The sequence below is a fragment of the Halomonas sp. DP1Y21-3 genome, from assembly GCF_019801245.1.
Lineage (GTDB): Bacteria > Pseudomonadota > Gammaproteobacteria > Pseudomonadales > Halomonadaceae > Halomonas > Halomonas litopenaei.
Genome location: NZ_JAHVJM010000006.1, coordinates 164,661 through 182,223 on the forward strand (window position 1 = coordinate 164,661; position 17,563 = coordinate 182,223).

Consider the following 17,563-nt stretch of genomic DNA (forward strand, 5'->3'; position numbering starts at 1 on the left):
ATCTCTTCGCGGCGTGGTCTCGCTGAACACCTGTCGGGTGTCCACAACACGACGAAAGGGATCCAACACATCGAATTGGTGATTTCATCCATGAAGACGTTCAGTGCTAAGCCGCAGTCCGTCCAGCGCGACTGGTATGTCGTCGATGCCGCGGACAAGACGCTCGGTCGTCTGGCTACCGAAATTGCTCGCCGCCTGCGTGGCAAGCACAAGCCGGAATACACTCCTCACGTTGATACCGGCGACTACATCGTCGTGATCAATGCCGAGAAGGTTAAGGTCACCGGCAACAAGGCCAGCGACAAGATGTACCATCGTCACACCGGTTACCCGGGTGGCCTGCGTTCCATGACCTTCAGCCAGCTGATCGACCACGCTCCCGAGCGTGTCATCGAAGGTGCCGTCAAGGGCATGCTGCCGAAGGGTCCGCTGGGCCGTGCCATGCACGCCAAGCTCAAGGTCTACGCCGGTTCCGAACATCCGCACGCTGCCCAGCAGCCGCAAGAACTGAACATCTGAGGGGATCTTCGCCATGACACAGCAGTATTACGGTACCGGGCGCCGCAAGACCTCAACCGCGCGCGTCTTCCTCAAGCCGGGCACCGGCAAGATCACCGTCAACAGCCGTGACCTGAACGAATACTTCGGTCGCGTGACTGGCCGCATGGTGGTTCGCCAGCCGCTGGAACTGACCGAGACCCTCGGCCAGTTCGACGTCTATGTCACCGTCAAGGGTGGCGGCGGCAGCGCCCAGGCCGGCGCCATTCGTCACGGCATCACCCGTGCCCTGATGCAGTACAACGAGGACTTCCGTCAGCCGCTGCGTGCTGCCGGCTACGTCACTCGTGACGCACGTGAAGTCGAGCGTAAGAAGGTCGGTCTGCGCAAGGCGCGTCGTCGCCCGCAGTTCTCCAAGCGTTAATCAGCCACGCTTGCCGATCAACAACGCCCGGGCCATTGGCCCGGGCGTTGTCGTGTCCGGGGTTCGAAAAATTGTGTGCTGTAGTGCTCTGGTGGTGGGGATCATCGGGTCGCCTGGCGGCGCTTGTTTCCCTCGTTAATCTGTCATCGTCTATGCCTTTTGAGCCGCCCTGTCCCTCAAGGCGAACAGGCACAGTGGTATAAAGTTGTTCCACGTCAATTGTCTGGGGCTTGCGCAGGGGGTCTGGGTCAGCCGGCTTCTTGTGCCGGTGGGGGGGATTTCCTAACATACAATCCACTTGTATCCGTGGTCACGGACATTCAAGGGGCCGTGAAAACAACAACGGATAAAGTCTGATGGGAGAAACCAGATCATGGCAGACAACGGCGTGAACAAAGGGCGACGCCGTTTCCTCGTAGGGGCGACCTCCGTAGTTGGAGCAGTCGGCGCCGTCGGGGTAGCGGTACCCTTTGTGGCTTCCTGGCAGCCTAGTGCCAGGGCTCGGGCGGCGGGTGCGCCCGTTCAGGCGGATATTTCGAAGCTCGAACCCGGGCAGCGAATGACCGTCGAGTGGCGGGGCCGTCCTGTATGGGTCATCAATCGCACGCCGGAGATGATCGAACGTACCGAGGCGTTGACCGACGAGGTGCTGGCAGATCCGGATTCCGCCAAGCCGATGCAGCCGGACTATGCCGGCGGTTCGCTGCGCTCCATTCGGCCCGAGATCGGTGTGCTGGTCGGCATCTGTACGCATCTGGGCTGTTCACCGCTGTTCAAGCCGGAGCCCAACGCCGAAGGCGTCGGTGTCGATGACTGGCCCGGTGGCTTCTTCTGCCCGTGCCATGGTTCGCGCTTCGACCTGGCGGGCAGGGTGTTTCGCAATGTGCCCGCTCCGGTGAACCTGGAAGTTCCACCCTACTACTTTGTCAACGAGTCGGTCATCGTGGTCGGCGAAGACGGGGAGGGCGCATAATGGCGAATCCCAACAAGGCCAAGGCCGAACGCGGTTTCATGCGCTGGGTCGATGATCGCTTCCCCGCCACCCAGATGTGGCAGGAGCATCTGTCCGAGTACTACGCGCCCAAGAACTTCAACTTCTGGTACTTCTTCGGCTCCCTGGCGCTGCTGGTGCTGGTCAATCAGATCCTCACCGGTGTCTGGCTGACCATGAGCTTCAACCCCAGCGCCGAGGGTGCCTTCGCCTCCGTCGAGTACATCATGCGTGATGTCGAGTACGGCTGGCTGATCCGCTACATGCACTCCACCGGCGCCTCGGCGTTCTTCCTGGTGGTCTACCTGCACATGTTCCGCGGCCTGCTCTATGGCTCCTACAAGGCGCCGCGCGAGCTGGTGTGGATCTTCGGCATGGCGATCTACCTGGCGCTGATGGCCGAAGCCTTCATGGGCTATCTGCTGCCCTGGGGACAGATGTCCTACTGGGGTGCCCAGGTCATCATCTCGCTGTTCTCCGCCATCCCGAGTATCGGTCCCGACCTGGCCCAGTGGGTGCGCGGTGACTATCTGATCTCCGGGATCACGCTGAACCGCTTCTTTGCCCTGCACGTGGTGGCGCTGCCTATCGTGATCCTGGCGCTGGTGGTGTTGCACATCATTGCCTTGCACGAGGTGGGGTCCAACAATCCCGACGGCATCGATATCAAGGCCAAGAAGGACGAGACCGGCAAGCCGCTGGACGGCATTCCCTTCCATCCGTACTACACGGTGAAGGATATCGTCGGAGTGGCGGTGTTCCTGTTCGTGTTCTGCGCGGTGATCTTCTACTTCCCCGAAGGCGGCGGCTACTTCCTCGAGAAGCCAAACTTCGAGCCGGCCAACCCGCTGAAGACGCCGGATCATATCGCCCCGGTGTGGTACTTCACGCCCTTCTACGCGATCCTGCGCGCCATCACCTTCTCGCTGTTTGGGCTGGACGCCAAGTTCCTCGGGGTCATCTTCATGGGGGCGGCCATTGCGGTGCTGTTCGTGCTGCCCTGGCTCGACCGCTCTCCGGTGCGCTCCATGCGCTACAAGGGCTGGATCTCCAAGGTGATGCTGGTGCTGTTCGCGATCAGCTTTGTCATCCTCGGGGTGCTCGGGGTGCTGCCGCCGACCGGCGCCAGGACGCTGCTGGCCCAGATCTGCACCGTGATCTACTTCGCCTTCTTCGTGTTGATGCCCATCTATACGCGGCTGGAGAAGACCAAACCCGTTCCTGAAAGGGTGACTGGCTAATGAAAAAGCAACTGTTCGCACTGCTCTTCGCGCTGGTCCCGCTTTGCTCCTTCGCCGCGGGCGGCGAGGGGGTGCACCTGCGCAGCATGTCGCCGGATCTGGAGAACCAGGCCTCGCTGCAGAACGGGATGAAGCTCTACGTCAACTACTGCATGGGCTGTCATTCCCTGGAGTACCAGCGTTTCTCCCGCGCGGCCGAGGATCTGGGGATGCCCCAGGATCTGGTCGAGGACAATCTGATCTTCTCGCCGGAACTGGGGTACAACGACCAGATGCACAAGGCGATGAGCGCCGAGGATGCCGAGGTATGGTTCGGCAAGGCGCCGCCGGATCTGACCCTGGAAGCCAGGCTGCGCGGCACCGACTGGATCTACAGCTATCTGCTGAGCTTCTATCGTGACAGCGAGCGTGCCACCGGGGTCAACAATGTGGTGTTCCCGGCGGTGGGCATGCCCAACGTGCTCGAGCCGCTGCAGGGGGTGCAGGAGAAGGTCTGTGCAGCCTCCGACCATGCGGTCGGTGACGCCGAACTCGATCCGCTGACCGGCAAGTACCAGTCCTGCGAGACCCTGCAGGTGACGTCGCCGGGCAGCATGGAGCCCAAGGAGTTCGAGCAGGCGGTGTATGATCTGACCAACTTCCTGGCCTACGTGGGCGAGCCGTCCAAGCTGCATGCCCAGGCGCTGGGACCGAAGGTGCTGATCTTCATCCTGCTGTTTGGCATCATCGCCTACTTCCTCAAGCGCGAGTACTGGCGAGACATTCACTGACCGATTGGTCCACCATGGCGGGCGCGGGGTCGATGACCACGCGCCCGTTGCCTTTTCTGGTATCATCGTTGCGCCCGGGCGGACCCGCTGCGGGAGCAAAGATGTGCCCCTGATGCCCCCCCGAGAAGGGGGTTGTCGTGTTATCATCCCGGCTTGAACTGATGCGAGGATTGTTTCATGGGTGTAGTGGCCAAGCGGTCGTCGATGATCTTCTACTCCGGTGGCGAGGACCATTTCAGCCATCGTGTACGGATCGTGCTGGCTGAGAAGGGCGTGGCCGTGGATATTGTCGAGGTGACCGACGACAAGCATCCCGAGGAGTTGGCGGACCTGAACCCTTACAACAGCGTCCCCACGCTGTTGGATCGTGACCTGGTGCTCTACGAGTCCAAGGTCATGATGGAGTATCTGGACGAGCGTTTCCCGCACCCGCCGTTGCTGCCGGTCTATCCTGTCGCGCGTGCCCAGAGCCGACTGTGGATGCATCGTATCGAGCGCGAGTGGTGCCCGATGGTCGATCGCATCCTGTCCGGAAGCAAGAAGGAAGCCGACAAGGCGCGCAAGGAGCTGCGTGAAAGCCTGATCGGTATCTCGCCGATCTTCGAGGACATGCCCTTCTTCATGAGCGAGGAGTTCACCCTGGTGGACTGCTGCCTTGCGCCGATCCTGTGGCGTCTTCCTGCGCTCAATATCGAGCTGCCCGAGAAGCAGGTGCGGCCGCTGATGGGCTACATGGAGCGCGTGTTCGCCCGTGATGGCTTCCGTGCTGCGCTGTCCGAGGCCGAGCGCGAAATTCGTCCCTGATGTTTTGCTTGAACGGAATGCCTGAGCCGTGTGTGTCCGGTCGCCACCGGAGTCGCCCGAGTTCCCATTCGCCAACCAAGAGGGCCATATCATGAAGTCGAGCCGTCCCTACCTGGCCAGGGCGCTGTACGAGTGGCTGCTGGACAATGAATTGACGCCGTATATCGTCGTCGATGCGGAGTACGAGAACGTCGAGGTTCCCAGGCAGTTCGTGCAGAACGGCCAGATCGTGCTGAACCTTGGCCCTACCGCCGTGCGTGATCTGGACATGGGCAACGACGTGATTCGTTTCTCGGCGCGCTTCAGTGGCAAGTCGGAGTTGCTGTTTGTACCGCTGCCTGCACTGATTGCCCTGTACGCCCGCGAGAACGGCGTCGGCATGGTCTTTGGTCACGAGCCTGAGCTTCCCGTCGAAGAGGCCAACGACGTCGATGCGCCGGCCCTGGAGAGCGTCAAGGATTCGTCAGAGGAGGAGTCTCCTGCCGCTTCCGATGAGGACGCAGGCGGTGAGTCCGATGGCGGCGATGGCGTGGATGGAGGTGTCGAGAGGTCCAAGCCGCCTCGCAAGGGGCGTCCATCCCTCAGGGTGATCAAGTAAGGCCATCGGGCGCATCGTGCTCGAAAGGTGGTCGGCGGCGAGCTGTCGTCGGCTTGATCTGCTGGAAAAGCGTGACCTCTTTACAAGTGTGATCTCTTCACAAGCAGTATCTCAAAAAAGCGGCGAGCCCTCAGGCTCACCGCTTTTTTGTGCATCTTTTGCGCTTGAGGGGCGTGCCTTCTTGCGAGGGCACGCCTGTCGCCATCAGTCGATGTAGTCGAATACCTTGACGATACGCTCCATGCCGCCGGCGTTGGATACCACATTGACCGCACGGTCGGCCTCGGCGTGGGTCACCAGGCCCATCAGGTAGACGGTAGCGTTCTCGGTGACCACGGTGATGCGGCCGGAGTCGACCTGATCGCTGGTGGCGAGGGCGGTACGTGCCTTGGTGTCCAGCCAGGCGTCGTTGAGGCGCTGACTGGTGGGCAGGTTGGCCGCCACGCTGAGTTCATTGTGGACCCGGCGAACGTTGCGCACCTGGCTGACGATCTCTTCGGCGCGCTGCTTGAGCTCTTCGCTGGGGACCTGGCCGGTCAGCAGTACCACGCCGTTGTAGCTGTCGACGTTGATCCTGGCGTCCTTCAGGCGTGCATCGACGCGTCCCAGGTTGTGGGCGGCCTTGGTCTCGATGCTCTCGTCCTCGACGGTCGCGCCCAGGGTGCGCTCGCCGTAATCCTCGTCGATGGTGCCGGGGTTGGTCACCGAGGTTACGGTGGTGCAGCCGGCCAGCAGGGCGGACAGCAGCAGGGCGGTCATCAGGGGGCGTGTCGAACGGGAATCGCGTTGCGTCATGTTATTCACTCGCACCAAAGAGTTGTTCGTCGATAAGGTCACACAGGCAATGGATCACCAGCAGGTGAACCTCCTGAATACGGGCTGTGGAGGTGGCCGGCACCCGGATTTCGCAATCGTCCTGTCCCAGCAGGGAGGCCATGTTGCCGCCGTCCCGTCCAGTCAGGGCCACCACCGTCATGTCACGGTCATGAGCGGCCTGGATGGCCTGGATGACATTGGCCGAGTTGCCGCTGGTGGAAATCGCCAGCAGCACGTCGCCAGGCTGGCCCAGAGCGCGCACCTGCTTGGAGAACACCTCGTTGTAGCTGTAATCGTTGGCGATGGAGGTCAACGTCGAGGTGTCGGTGGTCAAGGCCAGGGCCGGCAGACTGGGGCGCTCGCGCTCGAAGCGATTGAGCAGTTCGGAGGAGAAGTGCTGGCTGTCGCCGGCGCTGCCGCCGTTGCCACAGGCGAGAATCTTGCCGTCGGTGACCAGGCTCTGGACCATCATCTGGCTCGCGACCTCGATGAACGGTGGAAGCACTTCGCTGGCGTAGGTCTTGGTGTCGATACTGTCGTTGAACTGTCCGAGAATTCGGCTCTGGAAATCCATGCTGCCTTCCTGGTCCATGGGGGCTCGCCGGGAGCCCGCTGTGTCAGTTTGCTTCGAATGCACCGGCGATCCACTGGATGTCGAGGCTCGGTGACGAGCCGGTAACGGCCAGGACATCGAAGCGGCAAGGACATGATAGCCCGTTGCGGTGGAGATAAAAACGCGCCGCCTGGATCAGGCGGCGTTGTTTGGTGATGGTGATTGTTTCTGCAGGATGGCCGTGGCGGATGCTGCGGCGGTGGCGCACCTCGACGAACACCAGGGTCTCGCCGTCGCGCATCACCAGATCGATCTCGCCTCCCTTGGCGCGCTGGTTGCGCGAGATCGGTATCAGTCCACGCTGGCACAGCCAGGCCTCGGCGTGACGCTCGATGGCCTGGCCGCGGGCGACGGCGTCTATGGCGTCAGGGCGCCGCATCACCGAGGCCGTCACTGAACACGGGTGCCGGCACGCCGCTGCTGAACTGCGCCCATGGCAGTTCGCGGTAGATGCGGCCATCGCCGGCGGCGCTCAGGGTGCCGGTAGCGCCCTGCATGCGTGAACCCGGCAGGGCCTGGATCTGCGGCATGCGGCGTGCCAGTTCGTAGGCGTCGACGCCCATCGCCATCAGGCGGAAGATGGCTGGCCTGTTCTCGGCCTTGAGCTCTTGATAGGTGTCGTAGAATGGGAGAGCCTCGGCACCGCCCACGGCGGCGTCGGGAATGTTCCAGGGAATATCGGGGAACTGCACGCCGTCGAGGTCGCGGTCCAGGCGCGACTGAGGGGTGCCTTCGTAGAGGTGTGAGGTGGCGTACACCGGCAGATCGGAGGCCGAATAGTATTCCAGTGTCGGCGGCACCTGGCGGGCGAAGTCCGGCAGGGCCAGCAGGAACAGCATGTCCGGACGCGGGTTGCTGATGGCGCGGCGGGTGCTGTCGGTGGCCGAGGCGCCGGGGTTGTAGCGCACCGCCGTGGCGATATCGCCGCCCAGTTCGCTCCAGGTGTTCCAGAAGGCCTCGCCGACCCGCTGACCCCAGTCGTTGTCGGGTACCAGCATGGAGGCGCTGCGGTGGCCGTCCTGCCAGCCGCGGCGGGCCGCCTGGCGGGCTTCGTCTTCTGCCGACAGGCCGTACTCGTAGAGGTTCTTGGTCTGGTTGGAGGCGGACTGGCCGTAGTTCAGTGCCAGGGTCGGCAGGGGCACCTCGGCGCGGCTTTCGAGACGAGTCACGTCGCTCTTGTCCAGCGGGCCGATGACCACCTGGGCGCCGCTGCTCTGGGCCTGCTGATAGAGTTCGTCGAGGTTGCCGTTGGAGGCGTCGAAGAAGCTGAGCTGGGCCCCGTTTCCGCCGCCGTTGACCACATTGGCCTGGTGGCTGCGAATTCCTTTTTCGATGGCGTCGGCGACGCCGGAAAGCGGGCCCGACTCGGGCAGCAGCACCGCAATGTTCTGCACGCTCTTGCCACGCAGTTCGCGCAACTGGGTGATCTGGGTAGGCAGGCGACGGTTGGCGGGGTGGTCCGGATTGGCCACGCGCCAGTCATCGAGGCGAGCGAATAGCCTCTGGATGTCACCGCCGCTCTGGTTGACCAGGCGGGTCAGCTCGAGCCAGCCGGTGACGATGGCGTTGTCGGGCTCTTCAAGTGCCTCGAGCTGGCGGCCGTTGAGTGCGCTCAACTGGTCCCAGATGGCGTCGTTGATGTCCTCGCGGCCGGTGGCGCTCTGCACCTGCATCAGCAGGCGAGCCGACTCGAGAGGTTCGCCCAGCTGGCCCAGCGCCAGCCCCTGGCGCAGGCGCAGCAGATTGGCTTCGTCGTTGGGCAGCTGCATCTCGTCGAGCACGCTGGCGGCTCTGACGACCGCCTGGGGATCGCCCTCACTGTCCCCCAGTTCGGACAGCAGCAGTGCCCACTGACGCCGGCTGTCGCCGGAGAGCTGGCTGTCGTCCAGGCTGTTGAGGACTTCCAGTGCCTGGGGGCGGCGTCCGGAGCGTGCTAGGATGTCGGCCGCCCTCAGCCGGGTCTGTGCCGCTTCGGCGCCTTGTTGCTGGGCGGCTTGCGCCAGTAGTTGGTCCGGGTCGTCGTCCATGGCCCGCTGTACGATGCTCGGCGTGAAGCTGCAGCCGGCCAGCGTGATGGCCAGTACAGCGGCGGCCACGGGGCCGCGAGTCAAAGTCCTCATGAATCCTTCCTTGTCCGTGTTCCGGATGGCAGCCCAGGGAGCCAAGATGTCAGAAGCGAAAGCTGGTTCATTGTACGTGGTCGCCACGCCAATTGGGAATCTGGATGATCTCAGTCCCCGCGCCGCCCAGGTATTGGGCCAGGTGGCGTTAGTCGCGGCGGAGGATACCCGCCACAGTGCCCGCCTGATGCGTCATCTCGGTCTGTCGCCGGCGATGATTTCCGTGCACGACCATAACGAGGCGTCCCGAGTCGAGACGCTCAGGCAGCGGCTTGCCCAGGGCGACGACGTGGCGCTGATCAGTGATGCCGGTACTCCCTTGATCAGCGATCCCGGCTACGTCGTGGTGCGAGAACTCAGGGCGGCGGGTTTTCGGGTGGTGCCGATCCCCGGCCCCTGCGCACTGGTCACTGCGCTGTGTGCCGCCGGACTGCCTACCGATCATTTCAGTTTTCATGGCTTCCTGCCGGCCAAGGGTGCGGGGCGGCGAGCGCGCATCGAGGCCTGGAGGAATTCGGCCGTTACCCAGGTCTGTTACGAGTCACCTCATCGTATCCGCGACACCCTGGCCGATCTCGCCGCCGTACTGGGCGAGCGCAGAGTCGTGCTCGGGCGTGAGTTGACCAAGACCTTCGAAACCTTCCTCGACGGCAGCGCCGCGGAGCTGCTGACACTGATGGAGTCTGACCCTGATCAGGCACGTGGCGAATTCGTGGTGATGGTGGCCGGGGCCTCGGGGCCGGCGCCGGACCAGCGAGCGGTGGATGATGAAGCGCTGCTGCGCGCGCTGCTGGCCGAAGGGGTGGGGGTCAAGCAGGCCGCGGCCGTGGCCGCGCGCGTGCTCGGCGGGCCGAAGAAACAGTGGTACGCCCAGGCGCAGGCATTGAAGGACGCCGATTGAATCCAGCCCCGGTTCGCTGCCAGGCAGCCGTTAGGACGAGCTATGGGTTGTCCCAGGCCTGTCACGGCAAGGCGGGGATTGAGGGCGTCGAGAGGGCATCAGGAGCGATCGCCTGAAGAGGCTGGGGTTGTCCCAGGCCCGCCACGGCAAGGCGGGGATCGAGGGCATCGAGAGGGCATCAGGAGCGATCGCCTGAAGAGGCTGGGGGTTGTCCCAGGCCCGTCACGGCAAGGCGGGGATTGAGGGGGTGGCAGGGCACTGGTATGCTTGCCGCGGGAGTTGGCCAGACAGTCGCCGCCGCTTGATGCGGGGGAGGAAAGTCCGGGCTCCATAGGGCGGAGTGCCAGGTAACCCCTGGGCGGCGTGAGCCGACGGAAAGTGCAGCAGAGAGTAGACCGCCTACGTCTCCCTCGGGAGGCCGGCAAGGGTGAAAGGGTGCGGTAAGAGCGCACCGCGCGCCTGGCAACAGTGCGTGGCACGGTAAACCCCACTCGGAGCAAGACCAAATAGGAACCCGTTGGCGTGGCCCGCGCTGGGTTCGGGTAGGTTGCTTGAGGGCAGTGGTGACACTGCTCCTAGAGGAATGACTGTCCTCGACAGAACCCGGCTTATCGGCCGACTCCCCATTTTTCTTGCGCGCTCGGGCCTGGCTCGAGCGGCGCGATCACGAGTTTGTGCGGCCAGGAGTCCAGTGGCGTGAGGGTTTTCCACCGCTGACGGCGCTGACGGCTGGCCGCGCGTAGGAACACCGCCGTCGAACGAGACCCGCATGCCGTCACCTTCCCCTGAATCCTCCGTGCGCGGCTTCGCTCATGAAAGCGTCCTGCTCGACGGTGCCGTCGACGCCCTGGTGCATGATCCCGCTGGCGTATATCTGGATGGCACCTTCGGACGAGGCGGTCATTCCCGCGCCATCCTTTCCCGCCTTGCACAAGACGGTGGCCTGTTGGCCCTTGATCGCGACCCCCAGGCGATCGCCGAGGCGGCCAGCATCGATGACCCACGCTTTACCATCGAACGTGCCGAGTTTGCGCGGCTGAGAGAGGTTGCCCGCGATCACGGCCTGGATGGCAAGCTGTCCGGTATCCTGCTCGACATTGGCGTGTCCTCCCCTCAGCTTGACGATCCCGATCGCGGTTTCAGCTTTCTGCGCGATGGCCCGCTGGACATGCGCATGGATCCGACCCAGGGCGAGAGCGCGGCCCAGTGGATTGCGCGTGTGGGCGAGGCCGAGATGGCTTCGGTGTTCAAGCGTTACGGCGAGGAGCGCTACGCTCGTCGGCTGGCGCGGGCCATCATCGCTCGGCGCCAGGAACGGCCTTTCACCCGCACGGCCGATCTTGCCGAGGTGGTCAAGGCCGCCCATCCCGCCTGGGAGAAGGGCAAGCATCCTGCCACTCGCGTGTTCCAGGCCATGCGTATCGAGGTCAACGGTGAGCTCGATCAGCTCGATCAGGCGCTGGAAGCCGCGCTGGAGGCACTGGCGCCCGGCGGACACTTGGTGGTGATCAGCTTCCACTCGCTGGAGGATCGACGGGTGAAGCGATTTATCCGCGATCACGTCAAGGGCGATACCCAGGTGCCCCGGGGAATACCGCTGCGCGACGATCAGATCGCGCGACGGCTGGAGTCACTGGGCAAGGCGATGAAGGCCAGCGCCGAAGAGGTCGAGGCCAATCCACGCTCCCGCAGCGCCGTCATGCGCATGGCGCGCAAGCGCTACTGAGGACCTTCCATGGCTCAAGGACGACTGGATATCAACGCCTTTGGCTGGCCGCTGCCGCGCACCATGTCGCCACGCCTTTTGCTGGTGGTGGCGCTGCTGCTGGCATGCCTGGTGTCGGCGCTGGCGGTGATCAGCGTCAGTCACCAGACTCGCCAGCAGTATGCTCGGCTCCAGGAGCTGGAGCGTGAACAGCAGCAGTTGCAGACGGAGTGGGGGCAGTTGCTGCTGGAGGAGAGCGCCTGGTCGACGCCGTCGCGTGTCGAACGCCTGGCGGTGGAGCGTCTGGAGATGCGGCTGCCCGATATCCATGACATCGAGGTGATCACGCCATGACCGCGGAACTCCCCCGGGGCGTGACACCTCGCCGCCCGCCGCCGATGGAGCCGATGGGGCGGGCGCGCTACGTGGTGATGATGACGCTGATCCTGCTGGGCCTGGGTCTGCTGGCCGGGCGGATCGTCGATCTTCACGTCATCGATCGTAACTTTCTTCAGGTGCAGGGGGACGCCCGTACCCTCAGAACCGATCCGATCCCCGCCCACCGGGGCATGATCACCGATCGTCACGGCGAACCGCTGGCGATCTCGACCCCGGTGGTGACGCTGTGGGCCAACCCCCAGGACCTGCCCGCCGACGACATCCAGCGGTTGCGCCTGGCCCAGGCGCTGGGCCAGGACCTCGATGCCCTCAACGAGCGTATCGCCCGCTACAGCGAACGGGAGTTCATGTACCTGCGTCGGCGCATGACCCCGGCCCAGGCCGAGGAGGTGCTCAAGCTGCGGGTGCCTGGCGTCCACGCCCGGGAAGAGTACAAGCGCTACTATCCTGCCGGCGAGGTGACCGCCCAGTTGCTGGGGGTCACCAACGTCGACGACCAGGGCCAGGAAGGACTGGAGCTGGCCTATCAATCCTACCTGTCCGGTGAGCCCGGCAAGCGCCGCGTGCTCAAGGACCGCCGTGGACGTCTGGTGCGCGATCTGGAGGTGCTGCAGGAGGCAGAGCCAGGCGGCAACCTGACGCTGTCCATCGACCAGCGCCTGCAGTACATGGCCTACCGTGAGCTCAAGGCTGCCGTGGATGAAAACGACGCCGACGGCGGCGTACTGGTGATGATGGACGCGCGCAGCGGCGAGGTCCTGGCGATGGCCAACCAGCCCTCCTACAACCCCAATAATCGCGCCGGCCTGGACCCCCAGGGGCTGCGCAACCGGGCCATGGTCGACGTGTTCGAACCGGGCTCGGTGATGAAGCCGCTGGCCATGTCGGCGCTGCTCGAGACCGGTCGCTTTCCACGTGACACCGTGGTGGATACGTCGCCGGGCTGGATGCGAATCGACCGCTATACCATCCGCGACGTTTCCAACAATGGCGAGCTGACCCTGGCCGGGATCCTGCGCAAGTCCTCGAACATCGGCATGGCCAAGCTGACCCTGCAGCTCGACGACCCGGTGGTGCCAGATCGCTACCGCGCGCTGGGCTTCGGCCAGGCCCCGGGCACCGGCTTCCCGGGAGAGGCCACCGGCAACATGCCGGCGCCGGCGGTGTGGTCGAGCAGTCAGTGGGCCGCACTGTCCTACGGTTACGGTCTGTCGGTCACCGCCTTGCAGCTGGCCAGTGCCTATACCTCCATCGCCAATCATGGCGAACGCCTGCCGCCGTCACTGCTGCGCCTCAACCGCGCCGCCCAGGGCGAGCCGGTCATCGAGCCCGAGGTCGCCGACCGCGTCCTGGCCATGATGGATGAGGTGGTGGCACCAGGCACCGGCGCCCGGCGCGCGCTGGTGCCCGGCTACAGTGTGGCCGGCAAGACCGGCACCGTGCGCAAGAGCGGCAGCGGTGGCTACGAGCAGAACGCCTACCGGTCGTTGTTTGTCGGGATTACCCCGGTCTCCGACCCGCGCATCATCACCGTAGTAATGATCGACCATCCCCGGGGCGACGCCTACTACGGCGGCGCCATCGCTGCCCCGGTGTTCTCGCGGGTGGCGGGCAGTGCCCTGCGCATCCTCGACGTACCGCCGGATCGCCCCGAACAGGAGGGCGACAGCCCATGACGCAGAAGGCGACGGAATCCGCCATGACCTTATCCCTGGCGCGTCTTGACGACGTGCTGACCCAGTTCTGGAGTGAGCTTGCGCCGAACGCCGCGGTCGCCGGCGAGGTGGCGACCTGGCTCACTACCGACAGCCGCGAGGTGTCGCCCGGCGCGACCTTTGTCGCGATCCCCGGCGTCGCCGCCGATGGCCGCGACTACATCGACAAGGCACTGGAGGCCGGCGCCTGCCTGGTGTTGGCGGAAGGCCCGCAAGACGCCCCGCCGCGGGTCGATGGTCGCGTAATGTGGCTGCCCGGGCTGCGCGCCCGACTCGGCGAGCTCGCGCGCACCCTGTATCAGGTGCCCGATGGGCTCGAACTGATCGGTGTCACCGGCACCAACGGCAAGAGCTCGGTGACCCACTATATTGCCGAGCTGTCCCGCGCCACGGGCAGCGACTGTGGCCTGATCGGTACCCTGGGTCACGGCCGCCCGGGTGCCTTGACCCAGGGCATGCTGACCACCCCCGAGCCACTGGCGCTGCAGCGCCAGCTGGGTGAGCTCGCCGACCAGGGCATCACTCGGGTAGCCATGGAAGTTTCCAGTCACGCCCTGGAGCAGGAGCGGGTGGCGGGCTGTCGCTTCACTGCCGCGGTATTTACCAACCTGAGCCGCGACCACCTCGACTATCACGGCAGCATGATCGCCTACGCCGCCTCCAAGGCAAAGCTGTTCAAGCGCCCGGAGATCAGTCTGGCCGTGGTCAATGGCGACGATCCCCTGGCTCGGCTGATGCTGGCGGGCATCGGTGAGGGCACCCGGGTGCTGGCCTGTGGTGAAGACGATGCCGTCTCGCTCAGGGTGCTGGATGTCGAGCCCGACGTCGGTGGGCAGCGTGCGCTGATCGCCACGCCGGAAGGCGAGAAGGTGGTGGTGCTGCCGCTGCTTGGTCGCTTCAATCTCGACAACGTCCTGCTGGCCATGGCCACCCTCTACGGTCTGGGTGTCGGCATCGACGAGCTGGTGACTGCCGCCGCGACCCTGACGCCGGTGCCGGGACGGATGCAGGCGTTGACGCGGCCCGGGGCTCCCACCGTGGTGATCGACTACGCCCACACGCCGGATGCGCTGGACAACGCCCTGGCGGCGCTTCGCGCCCATCTGCCCGGACGCGGGGCGCTGTGGTGCCTGGTCGGCTGCGGCGGTGATCGCGACAGCGGCAAGCGCCCGCTGATGGCCCAGGCGGCCGCAGGCCAGGCCGATCGACTGGTGATCACCGACGACAACCCCAGAAGCGAGGACCCGGACGCCATTCGCCAGACGATGCTCGCGGGGCTGGAGGGCCAGGCCCGCCAGCAGGCATGGAACATCGCCGGTCGCGGTGACGCCATCGCCCGTACCATCGCCGAGGCGAGCGCCGATGACGTGATTCTGATCGCCGGCAAGGGACACGAGGCCTACCAGGAGATTCAGGGCGTGCGCCACGACTTCTCCGACCTGGCCGAGGCTGAAGCCGCCCTGGACCAGCGTCGACAGGGGCGGGACCAATGAGCGCGCCAGGGCTCGCGTCGCTGGGGTCGGTGTGCCGGGCGCTGGGTGTCGATGGAGAGGGCGGCGGCCTTCAGGGGCTTGCCAACTCGCCGATAGCCGCCATCGTCACCGACACCCGTCGGGTGGCGGCGGACACCCTGTTCGTGGCCTTGAAGGGCGAGCGCTTCGATGCCCATGACTTTATTGCCACGGCCCGCGAAGGCGGCGCCGTGGCGGCGGTGGTCGAGCACCCGGTGGACGACCCCTTGCCCCAGTTAGTGGTGGGCGATACCCGCATGGCGCTGGGGCTGCTGGCCCGCGAGCGGCGCCGGGCCTGGGGTGGTCCGCTGGTGGCGGTGACCGGCAACAGTGGCAAGACCACGGTCAAGCAGATGCTGGCGACATTGCTGGCTCGTCAGGGCGAGACCCTCGCCACCCACGGCAACCTCAACAACGATATCGGCGCGCCCTTGACGCTGCTGGCGCTTGCCTCGGATCACCAGAGAGCCGTGGTGGAGCTCGGCGCCAATCACCTGGGCGAGATCGCCTGGACGGTAGCGCTGGCCGAACCCCAGGTCGCCATCATCACCAATGTCACCGGGGCCCACGTCGGCGAGTTCGGTGGCATGGGGCGCATCGCCCAGGCCAAGGGGGAGATTCTCGGCGGACTCGGCCCCGAGGGCGTCGCCGTACTCAACCGTGACGACCGTTACTTCTCGCTGTGGCAGCGCCTGGCGTCGCCCCGTGAGGTGATCGATTTCGGACTGACGCCCGAGGCGCGCCTCCATGCCGGGGAGCTGGTCTGCGATACGCTCGGGCGCTATGCTTTCACGCTGACTTTCGACGCTCAGGTGCTGGGTCGTGTCGAGCTGCCGCTGATGGGCCGTCACAACGTGTCCAATGCCCTGGCGGCTGCGGCAGGGGCGCTGGCCATGGGACTTCCCGCCGCCGACGTGGTGGCGGGGCTTGGCGAGGTGGTGCCGACGCCGGGACGCCTGACCGTGGAGGAGGGGTTACGCGGTGCGCGGCTGCTTGATGATACCTACAATGCCAACCCGGGGGCGATGAAGGCGGCCATCGACGCCCTGCTGGGACTGCCCGGCCCGCACTGGTGCCTGCTCGGCGCCATGGGAGAGCTGGGTGAAGCGTCTGCCGATCTGCACGCAGAGATCGGACGCTACGCGCGGGAACGCGGCATCACATTTCTCGGTACTCTGGGCGAGGCGGCCGAGACCGCCGCCCGAGCCTTCGGCGAAGGCGGGTACCATTTTTCTGATCAGGCGGCGATGGTCCGCCATGTGCGTCAACATCTGCCCGAGGCGGCCAGCGTGCTGGTCAAGGGCTCCCGCGCCGCGGGGATGGAAGGCGTCGTGGCGGCCTTGCGGCCGGATGTTTCAAGGTGAACCTGATACATGTTGCTTTTCCTGGCTGAATTGTTGGCGAACTATCAAAGCGCCTTCAACGTCTTTGGATACCTCACCCTGAGGATGATTCTGGCGACCATCACCGCGCTGGTGCTGTGTCTGTGGTTTGGCCCCCTGATGATCCGCCGTCTGGTGGAGCGTCAGATCGGCCAGGCGGTGCGCGATGACGGTCCCCAGTCCCACCTGTCCAAGGCCGGTACGCCGACCATGGGCGGCGCCATGATCCTGATGGCCATGGCCGTCAGTACCCTGCTGTGGGGCGATCTGACCAACCATTATGTGTGGGTGGTGCTGGTCGTCACGCTGGGCTTCGGCGCCATCGGCTGGGTCGACGACTATCGCAAGGTGGTGGAAAAGAACCCGCGTGGGCTGCCGGCCCGCTGGAAGTACTTCTGGCAGTCGGTGATCGGCCTGGGCGCCGCCGTGGTGCTCTACCTGACCGCGGCCTCGCCGGTGGAGACCAGTCTGATCCTGCCGCTGCTCAAGGACTTCGTGCTGCCCCTGGGTGGCTTCTACATCCTGCTGACCTACCTGGTGATCGTCGGCTCCTCCAACGCAGTCAACCTGACCGACGGCCTCGACGGCCTGGCGATCATGCCCACGGTGATGGTCGCCATGGGCCTTGGCGTCTTCGCCTACGCCAGCGGCAACGCGGTATTCTCCGAGTACCTGCAGATTCCGATGATCCCCGGTGCCGGCGAGCTGGCGGTATTCTGCGCCACCATTTCCGGCGCCGGACTCGGCTTTCTGTGGTTCAACACCTATCCCGCCCAGGTGTTCATGGGTGACGTCGGCGCCCTGGCGCTGGGGGCGGCCCTGGGCGTGGTCGCGGTGATCGTGCGCCAGGAAGTGGTGCTGTTCATCATGGGTGGCGTCTTCGTCATGGAGACCATCTCGGTGATCCTGCAGGTCGGCTCCTACAAGCTGACCGGTCGTCGTATCTTCCGCATGGCGCCGCTGCATCACCACTTCGAGCTCAAGGGCTGGCCCGAGCCTCGCGTGATCGTGCGCTTCTGGATCATCACCGTGGTGCTGGTCCTGCTGGGTCTGGCCACCCTCAAGATCCGCTGAG

The 17,563-nt window shown here is 65.0% G+C and carries 18 protein-coding genes and 1 other RNA gene; 15 read left to right on the forward strand and 4 right to left on the reverse strand.

Features of this window, described 5'->3' with window-relative positions:
- The first annotated feature begins 90 nt into the window (after nucleotides 1-90).
- The 7 genes from rplM (at nucleotide 91) to KUV74_RS17360 (ending at nucleotide 5,326) form a co-directional block, all read left to right on the forward strand.
- Nucleotides 91-519, forward strand: a complete 429-nt coding sequence (rplM, locus tag KUV74_RS17330) for a 50S ribosomal protein L13 (RefSeq protein WP_045993422.1) — start codon at nucleotides 91-93, stop codon at nucleotides 517-519.
- Between the two features lie 13 nt (nucleotides 520-532).
- Complete coding sequence (gene rpsI / locus KUV74_RS17335; RefSeq protein ID WP_045993363.1) at nucleotides 533-922, forward strand: 30S ribosomal protein S9; 390 nt, start codon at nucleotides 533-535, stop codon at nucleotides 920-922.
- Between the two features lie 373 nt (nucleotides 923-1,295).
- On the forward strand, nucleotides 1,296-1,895 hold the full coding sequence (petA, locus tag KUV74_RS17340; RefSeq protein ID WP_045993364.1) for a ubiquinol-cytochrome c reductase iron-sulfur subunit: 600 nt from the start codon (nucleotides 1,296-1,298) through the stop codon (nucleotides 1,893-1,895).
- Entirely contained in the window at nucleotides 1,895-3,154 is a 1,260-nt protein-coding gene (locus KUV74_RS17345) for a cytochrome b (protein WP_045993365.1), read from the forward strand. Before petA ends, KUV74_RS17345 begins: the two co-directional genes overlap by 1 nt.
- Nucleotides 3,154-3,924: a cytochrome c1 gene (locus KUV74_RS17350; RefSeq protein ID WP_045993366.1), complete on the forward strand. Its 771-nt coding sequence runs from the start codon at nucleotides 3,154-3,156 to the stop codon at nucleotides 3,922-3,924. Before KUV74_RS17345 ends, KUV74_RS17350 begins: the two co-directional genes overlap by 1 nt.
- A 177-nt stretch (nucleotides 3,925-4,101) precedes the next feature.
- Nucleotides 4,102-4,728: a stringent starvation protein SspA gene (gene sspA / locus KUV74_RS17355; RefSeq protein ID WP_045993367.1), complete on the forward strand. Its 627-nt coding sequence runs from the start codon at nucleotides 4,102-4,104 to the stop codon at nucleotides 4,726-4,728.
- 91 nt (nucleotides 4,729-4,819) lie between these two features.
- A complete protein-coding gene (locus KUV74_RS17360) occupies nucleotides 4,820-5,326 on the forward strand; it encodes a ClpXP protease specificity-enhancing factor (RefSeq protein WP_222516957.1) in 507 nt (168 codons plus the stop codon).
- A 204-nt stretch (nucleotides 5,327-5,530) separates the two neighbouring features.
- Here KUV74_RS17360 and KUV74_RS17365 read toward each other — a convergent pair whose 3' ends face one another.
- From KUV74_RS17365 to KUV74_RS17380, 4 genes are read right to left on the reverse strand one after another with little or no spacing between them, the layout of a single operon-like run.
- The gene (locus tag KUV74_RS17365; RefSeq protein WP_108132656.1) at nucleotides 5,531-6,121 is read right to left on the reverse strand and encodes a BON domain-containing protein; all 591 of its coding nucleotides are present in this window, start codon (nucleotides 6,119-6,121) and stop codon (nucleotides 5,531-5,533) included.
- Between the two features lies 1 nt (nucleotide 6,122).
- Nucleotides 6,123-6,716 carry a phosphoheptose isomerase gene (locus tag KUV74_RS17370; protein ID WP_045993370.1) on the reverse strand — a complete coding sequence of 198 codons (594 nt, stop codon included), beginning with the start codon at nucleotides 6,714-6,716 and terminating at the stop codon, nucleotides 6,123-6,125.
- A 43-nt stretch (nucleotides 6,717-6,759) separates the two neighbouring features.
- On the reverse strand, nucleotides 6,760-7,134 hold the full coding sequence (locus KUV74_RS17375) for a YraN family protein (RefSeq protein WP_222516958.1): 375 nt from the start codon (nucleotides 7,132-7,134) through the stop codon (nucleotides 6,760-6,762).
- Complete coding sequence (locus KUV74_RS17380) at nucleotides 7,121-8,875, reverse strand: penicillin-binding protein activator (protein WP_222516959.1); 1,755 nt, start codon at nucleotides 8,873-8,875, stop codon at nucleotides 7,121-7,123. The genes KUV74_RS17375 and KUV74_RS17380 overlap by 14 nt, the downstream gene beginning before the upstream one ends.
- A 46-nt stretch (nucleotides 8,876-8,921) precedes the next feature.
- Between KUV74_RS17380 and rsmI the strand changes: the two genes are divergently transcribed.
- The 8 genes from rsmI to mraY all read left to right on the forward strand — a co-directional run bounded on the left by rsmI (nucleotide 8,922) and on the right by mraY (nucleotide 17,562).
- Nucleotides 8,922-9,776: a 16S rRNA (cytidine(1402)-2'-O)-methyltransferase gene (rsmI, locus tag KUV74_RS17385; RefSeq protein WP_222516960.1), complete on the forward strand. Its 855-nt coding sequence runs from the start codon at nucleotides 8,922-8,924 to the stop codon at nucleotides 9,774-9,776.
- A 275-nt stretch (nucleotides 9,777-10,051) separates the two neighbouring features.
- Nucleotides 10,052-10,403: RNase P RNA component class A (gene rnpB, locus KUV74_RS17390), an RNA gene on the forward strand.
- Between the two features lie 142 nt (nucleotides 10,404-10,545).
- Complete coding sequence (rsmH, locus tag KUV74_RS17395) at nucleotides 10,546-11,502, forward strand: 16S rRNA (cytosine(1402)-N(4))-methyltransferase RsmH (protein WP_213228693.1); 957 nt, start codon at nucleotides 10,546-10,548, stop codon at nucleotides 11,500-11,502.
- 9 nt (nucleotides 11,503-11,511) lie between these two features.
- The gene (gene ftsL / locus KUV74_RS17400; RefSeq protein WP_052704393.1) at nucleotides 11,512-11,835 is read left to right on the forward strand and encodes a cell division protein FtsL; all 324 of its coding nucleotides are present in this window, start codon (nucleotides 11,512-11,514) and stop codon (nucleotides 11,833-11,835) included.
- Nucleotides 11,836-11,888: 53 nt separating this feature from the next.
- A complete protein-coding gene (locus tag KUV74_RS17405) occupies nucleotides 11,889-13,556 on the forward strand; it encodes a peptidoglycan D,D-transpeptidase FtsI family protein (RefSeq protein WP_371931872.1) in 1,668 nt (555 codons plus the stop codon).
- A 23-nt stretch (nucleotides 13,557-13,579) separates the two neighbouring features.
- The gene (locus KUV74_RS17410; RefSeq protein ID WP_222516961.1) at nucleotides 13,580-15,088 is read left to right on the forward strand and encodes a UDP-N-acetylmuramoyl-L-alanyl-D-glutamate--2,6-diaminopimelate ligase; all 1,509 of its coding nucleotides are present in this window, start codon (nucleotides 13,580-13,582) and stop codon (nucleotides 15,086-15,088) included.
- Nucleotides 15,085-16,470 (forward strand): UDP-N-acetylmuramoyl-tripeptide--D-alanyl-D-alanine ligase, encoded by a 1,386-nt coding sequence (gene murF, locus KUV74_RS17415; RefSeq protein WP_222516962.1) that lies wholly within the window; start codon nucleotides 15,085-15,087, stop codon nucleotides 16,468-16,470. The genes KUV74_RS17410 and murF overlap by 4 nt, the downstream gene beginning before the upstream one ends.
- Nucleotides 16,471-16,479: 9 nt before the next feature.
- A complete protein-coding gene (gene mraY, locus KUV74_RS17420) occupies nucleotides 16,480-17,562 on the forward strand; it encodes a phospho-N-acetylmuramoyl-pentapeptide-transferase (protein ID WP_108132663.1) in 1,083 nt (360 codons plus the stop codon).
- Nucleotide 17,563 lies beyond the last annotated feature (1 nt).